The sequence below is a fragment of the Desulfuromonas sp. genome, from assembly GCF_002868845.1.
Taxonomy (GTDB): domain Bacteria; phylum Desulfobacterota; class Desulfuromonadia; order Desulfuromonadales; family BM501; genus BM501.
On sequence record NZ_PKUB01000020.1, the window covers coordinates 20,395 to 37,117 of the forward strand.

Genomic DNA, 16,723 nt, shown 5'->3' on the forward strand with positions numbered 1-16,723 from the left:
CTTTCTCACCCCCAGACAAGGGCCAGCCCATGACCCAGCCGCCCCTCCAGAGCATCCGCAATATCGGCATCATCTCCCACATCGACGCCGGCAAGACCACGGTCTCCGAGCGCATCCTGTACTACACCGGCGAGATCCACAAAATGGGCGAGGTCCACGACGGTTTCGCCACCATGGACTGGATGGAGCAGGAGCGCGAACGGGGCATCACCATCACCGCCAGCGCCACCACCTGCCGCTGGAAAGATTTGTGGGTCAATCTCATCGACACCCCCGGGCACATCGACTTCACCATCGAGGTCGAACGGTCGTTGCGGGTGCTCGACGGTGCAGTGGCCATCTTCAGCGCGGTCGAGGGGGTGCAGCCCCAGAGCGAATCGGTATGGCGTCAGGCCGACCGCTACAGCGTGCCGCGGGTCTGCCTGGTCAACAAAATGGACCGGATCGGAGCCGATCCCGGCAAGGTGCTTGTCCAGATGGAGGAGCAGCTCGGGGCCAGGGCCGTGCCCCTGCAGCTGCCGACCGGGAGCGAGGCGGACTTCGCCGGGGTGATCGACCTGCTCTCCGAACGCCTCCTCACCTTCTCCGAGCAGGACCAGGGGGCGTCGGTGCAAAGCGCCCCGGTGCCAGCCGAACTCCGAGAAAAGGTGCGCGCCGCCCGGGAGAAGGTCGTGGAGGCGGCTGCCGATTTTGACGACACGGTCCTTGCCGACTTCCTGGAGGGCAAAGACATTGCCGGAGAGCGCCTTCAGGCCGCCCTGCGCCGCGGCACTCTGGCCTGCCGGATCTTCCCCGTCGTTTTCGGGTCGGCCCTGCGCAACAAGGGGGTGCAGCCCCTGCTAGACGCGATAGGGGCCTTTCTCCCCTCCCCCCTTGACGCCCCGCCGGTGATCGCCAAGCGTCCGGACGGAGAAGATCCGCCAGAACGGTTAACCTGCGAGTCGAACGCTCCCCTCTGCGCCCTGGCCTTCAAAGTGCGCTCCGACGAAGGGCGCAAGCTCACCTACCTGCGGATCTATTCGGGGGTCCTCAGGCCCGGGGACACGGTACTCAACCCTGCGCGCGGCTGCCAGGAAAAGGTCGCCCGACTGTTCCTCATGCATTCCCACAAACGCGAGCGCCTCGACGAGGGACGGGCCGGCGCCATCGTCGCCGCCGCCGGCCTCAAGGAGGCCCTCACCGGCGACACCCTGTGCAGCCCCGAGAACCCCCTGCTTCTGGACGGCCTCGCCGTCCCCGAACCGGTGGTCTCCCTGGCCGTTGAGCCTCAAAGCCTGGAGGACCGGGAGAAGCTGACGCCGAGCCTGGAAAAGCTCCAGTGGGAGGATCCCACCTTCAGGGTGCACGAAGACGAGGAGACCGGCCAGACCCTCCTGACCGGAATGGGCGAACTCCACCTGGAGGTGGTTTGCGATCGACTGGCCCGGGAGTTCGGTGTCAAGGTAAAGACCGGACGCCCCCAGGTGGTCTACCGGGAAACTCTGCAAAGGGAGGTCGAACGCCGTGAGATCTTTCACCGCGAGACCGAGGGCAAGGTCCACGGCGGCGAAGTCCTGCTCCGGCTGCGCCCCCTGCCCCGGGGCGAAGGCCTGCGCGTCTCTCTGCCCGAGGGCGCCGAACCGGACCTGCCCGAGGAGCTGAGAAGCGCCCTGCGGCATAGCCTTGAGCAGGCCTGCGTCGCCGGCCCCCTGGCCGGCTACCACCTCACCGACGTGGAGATCGAGGTGGCGGAGGCCCCCTTTCAGGCCGGCGTCACAACCGAAAACGGGCTGCGGGCGGCCGCCCAACGCGGGCTGGTCATGGCCTGTCGAAAGGCCGCACCGACCCTCCTGGAGCCGGTCATGGATCTGGAGCTAACCGTCCCGGCCGAACACGCCGGCAAAGTACTCGGCACCCTGCCGCAGAAGCGGGCCCAGGTGGAGGGGATGCAGTCGGGCAACGGCACCGAGGTCATTCGCGCCAAGATCCCCCTGTCCGAGATGTTCGGCTACATGACCGAACTGCGCAGCGCCACCAAGGGCCGCGGCACCTTCACCATGGAATTCGCCCGCTTCGATCAGGCCCCGCCCGAGACCCTCAAGCGCTTCGGCCTGACCTAGTGTCCCGTGCGGTTAATCCTATCCCTTAATTCTGGCCCTGTCGCCCGTTCTCTGCGTTGCGCCTCCTCGACTTAACGCAGGCCAGGCCTGCGTCGGCGCGTGGCCAAGCCGACATCGGCGGCGCCTTCGCAGGGACCCAAACAGCTCAGGATTCACAGCTGCAACCAACCACCGGTGACACGAGTTCCCCTTTCGAAATCCGCTCAACCCTAATTCAATTGTAATATTTTTTTATTTGAATTCTTGGTTTCTTTCTGGCATACTCCCTTCGTTTTCATTGAACTACCAGAAGAGGGATAATTTCTCCCCCTGCCCGATTTCGCATCACATTGTCTAAAGAAGGAGAGATCTGTACCATGAACAACTCCGGAATTAAACTGACCGTCGGCGAACTGAAAGAAATGCTCAGTCACTTCTCCGAGGATGCTGAAATCGATTTCGGCCAGACCTCAGGCAGCCACCTGGAGTTCCGCCGCATGAAAAGCGGCGGGAAAACCCCGGTTCTCATCGAACTCTCTTGACTCTCGCAAAACCTTCCAAATGAAATCCAGAGGCCTGCATCCCCAGAGAGGATGCGGGCCTTTCCTTTTTCCCTTCACGGCCCCCCCGCAGGCTGTGGTAAACTGTTTCCTCTACCGACCGTGCGCGTTTTCAACCCCCGGCAAAAGACTGGCTTGCCGCAAGGTTCCAATGACCGAGCAGAAACCAAAGGAAAAAGGGATCCTCAGCAGCATCTTCCTGTCCTACTTCGTCCTTATCCTGCACGCCCTTCTGGCCGTGCTGCTCGGACTGGCCGTGGTATTCTTCCGGGGGGTCGTTGAATACATGGGCTGGATCCTGCTCGGCGGACTCCTCCTGGTCCTCGTCTCCTGCTACTACTTTTACCGCCTCATCAAGAAGAACAACCGCAAACTGCGCGATGTGATCAACGACCCTGCCTTTCGCGACCGTCCCCTGGAGGTGAGTTTTCTCGGAGGGGTCGCCTCCTTCCGCATCGGCCAGCCCCAGGACCATCGACGCATCATCGATGCCGGGGACTCCGGGCCGATCCATCAATTGGAATCCCCCGAGGCGCTGCGCCTCAGGGAACTCGAGAGACTCTCCAGGCTGCTCGAGGACAACCGGATCACTCTGGACGAGTACGACCAACTGAAAAAAGAGATCATTAAAGAACCATTCCCCCAAAGACACCATTAGATCCCCCTTCCCGCCACCCCAAGCTCTGCATCCCTCCCCCCCCCTTGCTCCCTCTCTGCCGAAAGCCCCCGCCCCTGCCGCCGTAGAGGGAAGGGGAGCCATCCCCGCCGTCCAGATCGCCAATGAGACAGGGCGGCAGATCTCCCTTCCTTGCGGGCCGGCCAAGGCCCTGGGGCTTTTCCCCCACACCCATCCATAAAACAAACTTTTTGAGACATTTGACCCACATAGCTCCCCAAAAGCCCCCCAGGGCTGGGGACAAATACCCATTTACCACCATAAATCAACAAAAAGCATGGGTATTTATCCTCAAAAAAACACAAAATACACATAAATATAAGGGTGTTTTCCCCCACATACTACGGCTGGACGCTAATATGCCCCCACACAAAAACACACCTAATTGTAAAGTTTATTGTTGATTTATATTCTCAAATTTTTTATGCTTAATTGTATTTTTCTTGTTGCTTAAAGTTAATCCCGCCCCTCACGCCCATTAATTAGTTCTGAGCCCTCTTCCTTGACCGGAAGCTGTCTTTTGGAGATTGCGGTGATTGAGCGGTTCACCCGAAGCATCATCCACCGACGCTTCCTGACCCTCCTGCTGGCCCTGGGCGTCTTCGCGGGCCTTTCTGCTGGCGTTCGCCTTCTGGAATTCACCACAGATTATCGGGTATTCTTCAGCGAAGACAATCCTCAACTTGCCGCCTTCGAATCCCTGCAGAAAACCTTTACCAAGGTCGACAACATCCTCTTTGTGCTTCACCCGGCCGACGGCGGGGTCTTAACCCCCCAAACCCTCGCGGCCCTGAAATCCCTCACCGAGGCCGCTTGGCAGATCCCCCACTCGACCCGGGTCGATTCCCTCACCAACTTTCAGCACAGCTTTTCCCAGGGAGACGAACTGGTCGTCGAGGATCTGGTCCGCGACCCCGCCTCCCTCTCCAGCCGGGAGCTGGCGAGGGTGAAAAAAATCTCCCTGAACGATCCTCGGCTCGTGAACCAGCTGATCTCCCCCGAAGCCGACGTCGCCGGGGTCAATGTCACCGTTCAGCTGCCCGGTCGTGACCCCCGCTCGGAGGTGCAAGAAGCTGTTTTTCGGGCACGGGAACTGGCGCAGCAGGTGCGCCACGACAACCCCGGCATGGACGTTCACCTGACCGGCTACCTGATGATGAACCGGGCCTTCTGGGAGGCGAGCCAGCACGACCTGCGGACCCTCGTCCCGATCATGTTCGCCGCCGTGGCAGCCCTCCTCGCCCTGTTGCTGCGCTCCTGGGCCGGGGTGTTCGCCTCGGCCCTGGTCGTCACTCTCTCCATATCCGGGGCCATGGGCCTGGCCGGCTGGGCGGGCGTCAAGCTGACCCCGGCTTCGGTCATGGCCCCGACCATCATCCTCACCCTGGCGGTAGCCAACTGCGTCCACATCCTGGTCGGCTTCTTTCAGGGACTTCGTCAGGGCCTCGCCCGGGCTGAATCGATGACGGAGAGCCTGCAGGTCAATCTCGCACCGGTCTTTCTGACCAGCCTGACCACGACCATCGGCTTTCTGAGCATGAATTTCAGCGACACTCCCCCTTTCCGCGACCTGGGAAACATCGTCGCCCTGGGAGTTGCCCTCGCCTTCATCCTGGGGATGACCCTTCTGCCGGCCCTGATGATGATCCTGCCCCTTGCCCCCCCCCGGGCGCAGGCCCGCGAAGGGGGGGCCATAAACGTTCTCGGCCGATCCGTGGTGAGGCACAGAAGCTCCCTGCTCTGGGGTAGCGCGGCGGTGATGCTCCTCCTCGCATCCTTCATCCCCCGGAACGAGCTGAATGACGCCTTCATCGAATACTTCGACCAAAGCATCGAATTCCGCCGGTCCACCGACTACTCAAACGAGCACCTGACCGGCATCTACACTGTCGAGTACGCCCTTGACGCCGGGGAACCGGGAGGCATCAGCGACCCGGCGTTCCTCGCCGTCCTCGACCGCTTCGCTCAGTGGTACCGGCAGCAGCCCGAGGCGGTGCACGTCAACAGCATCACCGACACCATGAAGCGCCTCAACCAGAACCTGCACGACGACGACCCCCTCTGGCATCGCCTTCCGGACAAGCGGGACCTGGCGGCCCAGTACCTGCTGCTCTACGAGATGTCCCTGCCTTACGGCCTCGACCTGAACGACCGAATCAACGTGGACAAATCGGCGACCCGCCTGACCGTCACCCTCCACCACATCACCTCCCGCCAGATGCTCGCGCTGGAAGAGCGCGCCCGGACCTGGCTGCGCGCCAACGCCCCGGTCTCCATGCAGGTGGAGGGAACCGGCCCGGCGGTCATGTTCTTCCACCTCACCGCCCGCAACGTCGCGAGCATGCTCCCCGGCTGGCTGGGAGCCCTGGCCCTGATCTCCCTGATCATGGTTGCCGCCCTGCGCTCGGTGAAGCTGGGCCTGCTCAGCATCCTCCCCAACCTCGTGCCGGCCGCCATGGCCTTCGGGGTGTGGGGGCTGCTGGTCAGCCAGGTCGGGATTTCCGTCTCCATGGTGGCGGGAATGACCCTGGGCGTCGTGGTCGACGACACGATCCACTTCATGACCAAGTACCAGAGGGCCCGACGGGTTTTGGGCAAAAGCCCTCAAGAGGCGACCCTCTACGCCTTCTCGAGCGTGGCCGCCGCCATGATCGTCACAACCCTGGTCCTGCTGGGCGGCTTTTTGGTCCTTTCCCTGTCCGCCTACGAAATGAACGCCGCCATGGGCCAGATGGCCGCCATCACCATCGGTCTGGCCCTGGCCACCGACCTGCTCTTTCTGCCCGCACTGCTGATGAAAACCGAGGAGAAGTCCCATGCCAAGAGTTCTGATCTGGATGCTGCTGAGCCTGCTTCCCTTTAACGCCCTGGCCGAAACGCCGGAGAAAAGAGGACTGGAAATTGCCCGGGAGGCCGACCGGAGGGACCAGGGGTTCGGCAACAGTACCGTCGAACTGGAAATGATCCTGAAGAACAGCCAGGGCCAAACCAGCAACCGAGAGCTGCGCATGCTGACCCTCGAGGTCCCCGAGGAGACGGCCGGAGACAAGGCCCTGATCATCTTTGACCGCCCCGGGGACATCCGGGGAACCGCCCTTCTGACCTATACCCGGATCACCGAACCGGACGACCAGTGGCTCTACCTGCCGGCCCTCAAACGCACCAAGCGCATCTCCTCCCGCAACAAGTCGGGCCCCTTTGTCGGCAGCGAGTTCGCCTACGAGGACCTCGCCTCCCAGGAACTGGCGAAATACACCTACCGCTTCGTCGGCGAAGAGCTTTGCGACAATGTCGCCTGCTACAAGATGGAGCGCTTTCCGATCTATGAAGGATCGTGCTACAGCCGCCAGATGACCTGGATCGACAAGGAGGCCTACCGCCTGCGCAAAATCGTCTCCTACGACCGCAAAGGCTCGCTGCTCAAAACCTTGAGTTTCAAAGACTACCGCCAGTACCTCGGCACCTACTGGCGGGCCCACGATCTCACCATGGAAAACGACCAGACCGGGAAAAGCACCCGCCTGCTGGCGAAAAGCTACCAGTTTCGCACCGCCTTGAACGAGGCCGACTTCGAACGCGGCGCCCTGGGCCGCCTGCGCTAACCGGCCATGTTCAGGCTCTGCCTTGCTATAACGACCCTGGTCCTTCTGGCCGCCAGCGGAACGGCCGCCGCGAACGGGGAATGGTCCGGCTACGGCGGCATCGAACTGCGGGTTTTTCCCCGCAGCCCGGCCTTCCCCGAGCAGGAGCGCAGCACCCTCTCCCCCTCCCTGGAGCTGCAGCCCGAGATCCGTCTCGAGTGGAACGATGGAAATGACCGGATAACGGTGATCCCCTTCCTGCGCCTCGACGCGGACGATGACCAGCGGACCCACGGCGACCTGAGGGAACTGAACTGGTTGCACCTGGAGCGCTCCTGGGACCTGCGCCTCGGCCTGGGCAAGGTCTTCTGGGGGGTGGCCGAGTCCCGGCACCTGATCGATATCGTCAACCAGACCGACCTGGTCGAAGACGTGGACGCCGAGGAGAAGCTGGGTCAGCCGATGGCGAACCTGAACCTGCTCTCCGACTGGGGAACCTTCGGCCTCTTCGCCCTGCCCGGATTCCGGGAACGCACCTTCCCCGATGGCCGGGCCCGCCTGCGGGGAATTCTGCCGATCGATACCGACGAGGCGGCCTACGAGTCCTCGCGGGAAGAGGCCCGCATCGACTGGGCCGGCCGCTGGAGCCGTGTTTTCGGGGACTGGGACATCGGCCTCGGCCATTTCCGGGGGACATCCCGGGAGCCGCGCCTGGTCCCCGCCCCCAAGGCATCGGGGAAGATCGTCCTGGTGCCGCATTACGACATCATCGGGCAGACCAGCCTCGACCTCCAGGCCACCAAGGGAAGCTGGCTGTGGAAGCTGGAGGCGATGACCCGAAGCGGACAGGGCAAGCGCTTCGGGGCCCTTGTCGGAGGCTTCGAATACACCCTTTTCGGGCTCCGGGGCAGCGCCGTCGATCTCGGCCTGCTCGGTGAGTACCTCTACGACGGCCGCGACGACGAAGCCCCCGTCACCCCCTGGGACGACGACCTCTTCCTGGGGCTGCGCCTGAGCCCGAACGACGTTCAGAGCAGCGAACTGCTCGCAGGCGTCCTTTGGGACCGTGACAACGGCGCCCTCATGCTCAACCTCGAAGCCAGCCGCCGCATCGGCCGGCACTGGATAATGGAAGTGGAAGGACGCATCTTCAGCGACATCCCGAACGGCGACCCACTGGCCGGACTGGCCCGGGACGACTTCGCCCGATTCCGTCTGAAACGGTTTTTTTGAACGCCGCACGCCCGGGGCCGGTGGGGGCCGAAACCGGAGACGACGCGACCATCTTTGAAGAAGGTTGAGCCACCAGAGGAAAGGAGCATCACCATGAACACCCCATCCATCGCCGTCATCGGCATGAACTGCGTCTACCCCGGCGCCCTCTCCCTCGATGAATTATGGCAGAACGTACTTGCGGGTCGCCGCTTTTTCCGCCGGATGCCCGACGAACGCCTGCCGATGGCAGATTATTACGATCCGGACCCGACGGCCCCGGGCAAAACCTACAGCACCCAGATGGCGGTGATCAGCGGCTGGTCCTTCGATCCGACGGAATTCGGCATCCCGCCCGTCACCGCAAACGTCTCGGACATCGTGCACTGGCTGACCCTTTACACCGCCCGGAAGGCCCTGGAGGACTCCGGGCTGGACCTTGCGAAACTCTACAAGAGCCAGGCGGGGGTGATCCTCGGCAACAGCGGAACCGGCGAGTTCTTCCGCAGTTACCTGCTGCGCAACCGCTGGCCCTATATCGAACGTTCCGTACGCCGGGCCGTCTCCCAGACCTACGGGGCGGACGACGCCGACGCCCTGGTCGAGGCGATCAAGCATTTCTGCCTTTCGCCCCTGCCGGAAATCACCGAAGACTACCTCGCCGGGAGCATGGGCAACGTCATCGCCGGGCGGGTCTGCAACTACTTCGACTTCCGCGGCGGCGGCTACGTCGTCGACGGCGCCTGCTCCTCCTCCCTGCTGGCGGTCACCAACGCCTGCAACGCCATTGTCGCCGGGGAGATGGAAGTCGCCCTGGCCGGCGGAGTGGACGTGAGCCTCGACCCCTTCGAGATCGTCGGTTTCGCCAAGACCAAGGCCCTGGCCAAGGACGACATCCGTCCCTACGACGAGCGGGGCGCCGGGATGATCACCGGGGAAGGCTGCGGCGTCGTGGTCCTGGCCCGGGAAGACTACGCGCGGGCGGCCGGGTGCCGGATCTACGCCACCATCAAGGGATGGGGGATCTCCTCGGACGGCAGCGGCGGCATCACCGCCCCCAAGGTCGAGGGCCAGGCACTCGCCCTGCAGCGGGCCTACAAGAAGGCCGGCTACCCGATCAGCTCGATCGGCCTGATCGAGGGACACGGCACCGGCACCAGCCTCGGCGACAAGACGGAGATCGGCGCCATCCGCTCCGTCCTGGACGACTCCCCCGGAAAGGGGAATATCCGCATCGGCAGCATCAAGGCCAACATCGGCCACTGCAAGGCGGCCGCCGGGGTGGCAGCCTTCATCAAGGCGACCCTTTCCCTGCAGCGCAAGGTGATTCCCCCGACCGTCAGCTGCCAGCGGCCCAACCCCGCCTTCGGGGTCCCCCTCTCCGAGCTGCGCCCGGAGATCCGCGGAGCGGCCTGGGCAGCTTCGGAAGACGGACCGCGCCGGGCCTCGGTCAGCGCCATGGGCTTCGGCGGGATCAACACCCATATCACCCTCGAAGAGGCCAACCCGCAGGACCAGCCTTCCCCGGAAGACCTCGAGCTTCTCGGCTCCCACCAGGGCTCCGAACTCCTGCTCCTCGCCGGCGCCGAGCCGGGCGACCTGAGGGACCAGGTAGAGACGCTCCTCCCGGTTGCCGAGCGGATCTGCCGGGCCGAGCTGACCGACCTGGCCGCGGCCCTGGCCGCTGAAAAACCGGCCGGCGCGATGCGACTGGCGATCGTCTCCGACTCCCCCTGGCAGCTGGCCGAGCAGTTGCGTACAGTGGCGGAGAAGCTCGCGGCGGAAGCCACCCTGGCCGAACTCGACGACCCCGGGCAGGGAATTTTCGCCGGGACCGCCCGGGAAAAACCGCGCCTGGCCGCTCTCTTTCCCGGCCAGGGCTCCCAACGCCTCAACATGGGCGAGCACTGGCGGGGCCGTTACCCCTTCGCCCGGGAACTCGCCGGGGAAATGGATGCCGGCTTCTCCTCACTCCAAGGCGGCAGCCTCGAAGACTGCGTACTGCGCGACCTGTGGGGGGCCGATGAGGCGACCCGGGCCGGCTGGCGCGACGAGTTGCGCCAGACCCGTCTCCAGCAGCCGGCCATCGTCGCCGCCTCCATGCTCGCCCTGGAAAGCCTGGAGTTTTTCGGCCTGAAGCCCGACGTCGCCGTCGGCCACAGCCTCGGAGAGATCAGCGCCCTGTGCGCCGGCGGCGCTTTCGACCCGGCGACCTCAGTACGCATCGCGGCCCTGCGCGGGCAGGCGATTACCGACATCGCCGCGCCCAACGCCAGCGGCATGGCCGCCCTCGGGGCCCCGGCGGAGCAAGTGACGGAACTCCTGGAGCGCCACGGCCTCCCCCTGGTCATCTCCAACTACAACTCTCCACGACAGACCGTTGTCTCCGGATCGAGCGAAGCGGTCGAGCAGTGCCTGGGACTCTGTAAAAGCGAGGCCGTCAGGGCCATTCGCCTCCCGGTCTCCCACGCCTTCCACTCCGACTTCGTCGCCCCGGCCGCAGAGGCCTTCCGCGCCGCGCTGGAGTCGGTTGCCTTCGCCCCCCCGGCCGGAACCGTCTACTCCACCGCGACCGGCCGCCCCCTGGAGGCAGACAGCGACATCCGGGAACTGCTCGCCGGCCACATCCGCCAGCCGGTCCTTTTCAGCGAAGCCGTCAGCAACATCCAGAGGGAATGTACGCCGGACCTCTGGATCGAAGTCGGCCCGGGCGCCGTCCTCTCTTCCCTGGTCCGTGACACCCTCGGGGCGGACAACGTCGAGTGCCTCCCTACGGACCTGGAGAACGAGGACAATTTCCACCACCTGAACCGGGTGCTGGCCCGGGCCTACGTTCTGGGCGTGCCGGTCAAGACCGAACGCATTTTCGCAGAACGCTTCAGCCGCCCCTTCGACTACCGGGACTACCGGCCGGAGCTCCTGGTCAACCCCTGCGAACGGCCGGTCCCCGAGCCGGAGACACCACTGGCTCTCAGCGGCTGGCTTCCCGCCGGCCTGCTGCCCGCCGATGGGGACCCCGCCATTTTCTCCGACTACCTGCAGCGCCGGGGGGAGTTCCTCAGCGACCTGATCGCCCTGGATTTCAAGCACCAGAGCGGCGACCAGCCGGTCAGGCCCGCGGCGTCGCCCGGGAAAGCCGCAAAAGCTCCTGCCGCCGCGACGAAAACGGAGCCCGAGGTTGTCGACCAGGAGTCGGCCCTGCAGATGGCCATCGACTGGATCGTGCAGAGAACCGGCTTCTCTCCCGAGTTCGTCCAGTCGGAAAAACGCCTGCGCGACGACCTCAACCTCGACTCCATCAAGGCGGGGGAACTTGTCCTGACCCTGAGCCGGGCCATGGGCAAGCAGGCCCCCCTCGACCCGGGGGTGCTGGCCAACGCCAGCATCGTCGACCTGGTCACGGAGCTCGGCGGTCATCAGCAGGCCGCGCAGGAAGGGGATGAGGAGGAACTGGACAGCACCATCCGCTCGCTGCACATCAGGCCGATGCCGGCCCCCCTGGAGCAGGACCGCAAGCTGCCCCTCGCGCACAAGGAGGCCGGCCCGGTCTGGATCGTGACGGAGCCGGACTGCCCCCGCGCTTTCGCGCTGGCGCGGAGCCTGGAGGACAACGGCTTTTCAGTCCTGCAGTTCGGATTTCGGAACGTGCCCGAACCGGGAACGGGTGAAAAGGGCCCGGCGGCCCTTGCAATCATCCTCCCCGAGGAGGAGCGGATGTTCCTCGACTGCCCCGCGCAGGAGTTCGCCGACCGGGTGGAAGGTCTGGCCACCGACCTTTTCACCACCCTGCGCAGCGCCCTCAGCGACAAGGTGGCGGCGGACAGCGGTTTCCGCTGCCTTGTCCTGCGGCCGGCAGCGGCCGATGACCGGGCCCGGGACATGGATGCAGGCGCCGCCCTGCTCAAAACCCTCTCCCTCGAGCACAAGAAGCTGCACTGGAAATCGGTCACCATGCCGGATTCCTGGAGTGCGGAGAAGTTTGCCCAGACCGCGGTCCTCGAGTTCGGCACCGCAAGCGACCGGATCGAATTCCACTACGATGCCGACGAGCTGCGCACCTCCCCCACGGCAGTGCCCCTCGAAACGCCCTCCGGGGACGCCCCCCGGATCGGCGGCACCGACGTCATCCTGGTCTCCGGCGGCGGCAAGGGGATCACATTTGAAATGGCCCTGGAGCTGGGACGCAAAACCGGAACAAAACTCGCCCTGCTGGGATCGTCGCCCCCGCCGGAGCCGTCCGCAGACGCCGAGGGGGACGAACTGGCGCGGAATCTGAAGCGAATGGGCATGGAAGGGATCAGGCATCTCTACCTCCAGTGCGACGTCACCGACGCCGAAGCCGTTGCCGGCGTGGTCAAGGACGTGGAGCGCAACCTCGGCACGGTCACGGGCCTGCTTCACGGAGCCGGCATTTCCAAATTCGCCGAATTCCGCTCCATGGACATGGAGAGCTACCTCCATTGCATCCGAATCAAGGCCCACGGCCTCTACAACCTGCTGTCGGCCCTGTCCCTGGAGAAACTCAAAACCCTGCACGTCATCAGCTCGGTCCTGGGCCGCACCGGGATGGCCCGCCAGGCCGACTACACATTCGCCAACGCCTGGCTCGACGGCGCTGTGGAAAGCCTGCGCCAGGCCCACCCCGGTCTCCACGCCCTGACCCTCGGCTATTCGGTCTGGGAAGAGATCGGCATCGGCGCCAAGTCGGGCTCCATCGACATATTGCGCTCGGGGGGGGTCGCCTCGATTCCCGTGGCCGAGGGGACGGCCTCCTACTGGAACCTGGCCAGCCGGGCCTGGAGCGGATCGACCTTCGTCGTCACCGGCACCCTCGGGGCCACCATCGATGCCAAACTCTACCCGCCGCCGGTCCTGCCGAAGATGCGTTTTCTGGAGAAGCCGGTCCGTTTCCTGCCCGGCGTGGAACTGGTCGCCGAGGCCAGTCTCTCCCATGTCAAGGACCTTTACATTCCGGAACACGTCTTCGACGGCACCCCCATGTTTCCCGGGGTCATGGCATTGGAGGCCATGACCGAGGCGGCCATGGCCTGCTGCGGCAGGCAGGACCTGCCGGTGCTTCGGGCCATCCGCTTCAACCGCCCCCTGATCATTCCCGAGAATGCCGAGGTGCGGGTCCGCACCATGGCCTATTCCGGGGCGCCCGACGGCGAGACGACCCTTGTCAGGGTAGCCATGAGCTCGGAGGCTGACGGGTTCGAGGCGGATCACTTCCAGGTCGAGTGCGTCTTCGGCCTCCCCGATCCGCCGAAGGCCGCCCTGGCGAACTGCCCCGAACTGCCCGCTCCGCTTCCGGTGGCCCCGGAGGAGTTCAGTCCGACCCCGCTTTTCCAGGGCAAGTTTTTCCGGCGCATCTCAGGGGTTCTGACGTTTACCACCGCGGAGGAATCGATCACCCGAATCCGCGTTCCCGAGGGCGCCCAGTACTTCGATGGCGGGTCGGAGCAGACCCTGGCTTCACCCTCCCCCGCGGTCAGGGACGCCTGTCTGCAGTCCGGGGCCCTGATCATGCCCCCGGGCTACCTTCCTGAAGGGATGGAGGAAATCCGTTTTTACCGCCGTCCCCTCGAAGGGGAAGAGCTGACCTGCTGGACCCGGGCGACTCTCAACGACGATGGCGCCTTCACCGCCGACCTGGCCATCTTCGATGCCGACGGCAACCTCGTGGAGACCATCAACGGGCTCAGCGTGCGGGCCCCCGCGACCGAAACGGGCCTGGGGGAGAAACCTGTCAAGAACTGGCTGGAACTGGCCCGTTTGGCAGAGCAGGCGCAGGAGCAGCTGATCGCGGCGCCCCTGACCCTCGCCATCGTCTCTCACGGCACCATGAAGGCCGACGACCTTGCCGAACTGACTGCCGGGGAGCAAAAGCGCATCCGCGACCAGGTTTCCGAGAGCCGGCAGGGCTCTTCTCTGGCCAACACGCTGGCCGCCCGAAGAGCGGTTCTCGCCCTGGCCCGAAACACCGGCAACGAGGGCTTGACGGGCGCCGACTTCACCCTGGCCCACTCCGCCGAAGGCAAGCCCGAGGTGGTCTTCGGCTGGTCCACGAAGGATCGAAAACACCCTGCGCCCTCCATCTCCCTGTCCGATGTCGACGGGATGTCCCTGGCCCTTGCCGGATCCGGCCCGGTCGGAATCGACATGGAGGCGGTCAGCGTCCGGGATGCCGAAACCTGGCGCGGCCTTCTCGGCCCGGACGGCTACGGGCTGGCCTTGAGCCTCTCTCAGGCGACGGAAGAGGCCTTCGACATCAGCGCCACCCGGGTCTGGACCCTGCTCGAGGCCGGGAAAAAAGCCAACGGCCTGAAGCGGATGGTTCCTGCCTTCGTCCAGGCGCAAGACGACGCCCGTCTGCTCTTCCGCTATCCCGACCTCCCAGAAATGGAGATCGTGAACGTGGTCTGCACGAAGGAGGATAAAGACCTTTTGGCTGTCAGCCTGGTGATTCAGGGCCAGGAGGGGGGGGGGCATGTCTGAGCACATTCTGGTCCTCAACGCCAGTCCGCGGGCCGACAAGGGGATCACAGAGCTGATCCTCGAGACCTTCCTCTCCAGTTGCCGGAAGGCCGGGGCCACGACTGAAACGATCTACCTGTCCAAAATGGACATCACCCCCTGCGCGGGGGAGCTGGCCTGTTTTTTCCGCCAATGGAAGAAATGCGAGGTTTTCCCCAAGGACGACGGCAACCTCATCGCCGAGAAGTTCAGGCAGGCCGACCGGGTGGTGCTCGCCTCCCCCCTCCACGTCTACGGGGTGGCGTCCCACCTGACCCGCACCATGGAGCGCCTGGTCTGCCTGGCGGGATCGAACCTGGCGATCAACGACGGCGTATGGACCCACCCGCCGCCCTACAAAGCGAACCGCCCCTCGGCGGTGATCGGGGTCTGCGCTTTCCCCGGGGCGCACAACTTCGTGCTGTTCAAAGAGACGATGCTGACCATGCAGAAGGTGTTCTGGCTTCAGCCCGGCGGCAACGTCCTGGTCCCCATGTCCCGCGACCTCTCCGTCCTCGGCGGCGCCGACCCCCGGCGCGCAGAGCACCAGAGGATTCTCGACGCCTGCGCCCGGGCCGGAGTCGAATTCATGAAAAACGACTGTATTTCCCGGGAAACCGAAGAGGAGATTTCCCGGCCCGCGGGGCCCATCGAAGAGCTGGTAAAAACCTTCGAGAGCTACTTCGTCGCCATGCAGGGAGCCTCCTGATGCCCGCCGTGAAGGGCGGAACAAGCTGCGATTTCCTCATCGTCGGCTCCGGAGCCGGCGGCGGGACCCTGGCCCGGGAACTGGCCAAAAGGGGCCGGCAGGTCCTGGTCATCGAGCGGGGGAAGGCACGGGACAAGGTCGGGGCCTTCCTGGACGGGTACCGTTTTTTCGACCTGCGGCACTATCCCCGGGTCGTCCCCCGGGCGATCCGCAAACGCCCCTTCTCCCCGCCCCGCTCGAAGGAGGGGGTGATCCTCTGGCGAGCCCTGATGGCGGGAGGCAGCACGGTCATCTCCTGCGGCAACGGCGTCCGCTCCATGGAACGGGAACTGGCCGAGATGGGGGTCGCCCTGGAACAGGAGTTCGCCGAGGCGGAAAAGGAGATGGGCCTCTCCCCCATCGATGAACGGCTCCTTTCCCCAGGCTCGCTCCGAATACGGGAAGCGGCGGGCAGGCTCGACCACGAGATGCGGCCGATGCCCAAGTTCATCAAGACCGACCGATGCAACAAGTGCGGCCACTGCCACTTCGGCTGCGCGCGGCAGGCCAAGTGGACGGCCGTGGACTACCTGCGGGAGGCGGAAAAGCTGGGCGCCAAGGTCCTCTACGAAGCCCGGGTGACGGAGGTGCGGGTGGAGCGGGGGAAAGCGAGGGGGGTCCGCTGCGTGGGCCCCGACGGCCCGCTCGATATCGACGCCAAGGTCGTCATCCTGGCTGCGGGGGGCCTTGAAACCCCCGCCATCCTTCAGCGTTCCCGGTTAAAAGAGGCGGGTGGGGGGTTTTTCCTTGACCTGATGTGGAACACCTACGGGGTCACGGACGGCCTTCACCAGGACCGCGAACCGGTCATGGCGCTGGTCGAGCTCGGGAACCATTCCCGGGGATTCCTTCTCTCCCCCTTCATGAACCAGCCCCGGCTGGCGCGTTCCATGGAAACCGGACCGGCGACCGCACTGCGGCCTTCGCACAACATGCTCGGCATCATGACCAAGATCAGCGACGAGGCCAACGGTCGGGTCCTTCCCGACGGCAGCTTCTCGAAGCCGGTGACCGCCAGGGACCGAAGGCGGCTGGCCGAAGGGGCCGCAATCTCCCGCCGAATCCTGGCCGAGGCGGGGGCGGCGCCCGCCTCCCTTGGCGAATCGAGGATCCAGGGCGCCCACCCCGGCGGCACCGCCGCCATCGGCACCGTGGTCGGCACAGACCTGCAGACCGCCGCGGACAACCTCTTCGTGTGCGACGCCAGCGTCCTGCCGGCAGAGCACTTTCCCGAAGCGAGCCGCATGCCCCCCATCCTCACCATTGTCGCCTTGGCCAAGCGCCTCGCCAAGACCCTGGCAGGGGAGGCCGGGATCATCGCTGAACCGGTTCCCGTCCCGACAAGTTAGGAC

The 16,723-nt window shown here is 64.9% G+C and carries 9 protein-coding genes; all 9 read left to right on the forward strand.

Annotated elements, in window-relative coordinates:
- Positions 1-29 precede the first annotated feature (29 nt).
- On the forward strand, positions 30-2,099 hold the full coding sequence (gene fusA / locus C0617_RS06115) for an elongation factor G (RefSeq protein ID WP_291316130.1): 2,070 nt from the start codon (positions 30-32) through the stop codon (positions 2,097-2,099).
- Positions 2,100-2,455: 356 nt separating this feature from the next.
- Positions 2,456-2,620: a hypothetical protein gene (locus C0617_RS06120; protein ID WP_291316131.1), complete on the forward strand. Its 165-nt coding sequence runs from the start codon at positions 2,456-2,458 to the stop codon at positions 2,618-2,620.
- Positions 2,621-2,789: 169 nt separating this feature from the next.
- Entirely contained in the window at positions 2,790-3,296 is a 507-nt protein-coding gene (locus C0617_RS06125) for a hypothetical protein (RefSeq protein ID WP_291316132.1), read from the forward strand.
- Positions 3,297-3,846: 550 nt separating this feature from the next.
- Complete coding sequence (locus tag C0617_RS06130; protein WP_291316133.1) at positions 3,847-6,177, forward strand: MMPL family transporter; 2,331 nt, start codon at positions 3,847-3,849, stop codon at positions 6,175-6,177.
- Positions 6,131-6,916 (forward strand): outer membrane lipoprotein-sorting protein, encoded by a 786-nt coding sequence (locus C0617_RS06135; RefSeq protein ID WP_291316134.1) that lies wholly within the window; start codon positions 6,131-6,133, stop codon positions 6,914-6,916. The genes C0617_RS06130 and C0617_RS06135 overlap by 47 nt, the downstream gene beginning before the upstream one ends.
- 6 nt (positions 6,917-6,922) lie before the next feature.
- Entirely contained in the window at positions 6,923-8,128 is a 1,206-nt protein-coding gene (locus tag C0617_RS06140; RefSeq protein WP_291316135.1) for a hypothetical protein, read from the forward strand.
- A gap of 93 nt (positions 8,129-8,221) precedes the next feature.
- Positions 8,222-14,605, forward strand: a complete 6,384-nt coding sequence (locus tag C0617_RS06145) for a type I polyketide synthase (protein WP_291316136.1) — start codon at positions 8,222-8,224, stop codon at positions 14,603-14,605.
- Positions 14,598-15,332, forward strand: coding sequence for a flavodoxin family protein (locus C0617_RS06150; protein ID WP_291316137.1), 735 nt, complete (start codon positions 14,598-14,600; stop codon positions 15,330-15,332). Before C0617_RS06145 ends, C0617_RS06150 begins: the two co-directional genes overlap by 8 nt.
- Entirely contained in the window at positions 15,332-16,720 is a 1,389-nt protein-coding gene (locus tag C0617_RS06155) for a GMC family oxidoreductase (RefSeq protein ID WP_291316138.1), read from the forward strand. Before C0617_RS06150 ends, C0617_RS06155 begins: the two co-directional genes overlap by 1 nt.
- The last annotated feature ends 3 nt before the right edge of the window (positions 16,721-16,723 follow it).

Coding starts and splice junctions, on each gene's coding strand:
- fusA (WP_291316130.1), top strand. CDS start 30: ATGACCCAGCCGCCCCTCCAGAGCATCCGCAATATCGGCATCATCTCC.
- C0617_RS06120 (WP_291316131.1), top strand. CDS start 2,456: ATGAACAACTCCGGAATTAAACTGACCGTCGGCGAACTGAAAGAAATG.
- C0617_RS06125 (WP_291316132.1), top strand. CDS start 2,790: ATGACCGAGCAGAAACCAAAGGAAAAAGGGATCCTCAGCAGCATCTTC.
- C0617_RS06135 (WP_291316134.1), top strand. CDS start 6,131: ATGCCAAGAGTTCTGATCTGGATGCTGCTGAGCCTGCTTCCCTTTAAC.
- C0617_RS06140 (WP_291316135.1), top strand. CDS start 6,923: ATGTTCAGGCTCTGCCTTGCTATAACGACCCTGGTCCTTCTGGCCGCC.
- C0617_RS06145 (WP_291316136.1), top strand. CDS start 8,222: ATGAACACCCCATCCATCGCCGTCATCGGCATGAACTGCGTCTACCCC.
- C0617_RS06150 (WP_291316137.1), top strand. CDS start 14,598: ATGTCTGAGCACATTCTGGTCCTCAACGCCAGTCCGCGGGCCGACAAG.
- C0617_RS06155 (WP_291316138.1), top strand. CDS start 15,332: ATGCCCGCCGTGAAGGGCGGAACAAGCTGCGATTTCCTCATCGTCGGC.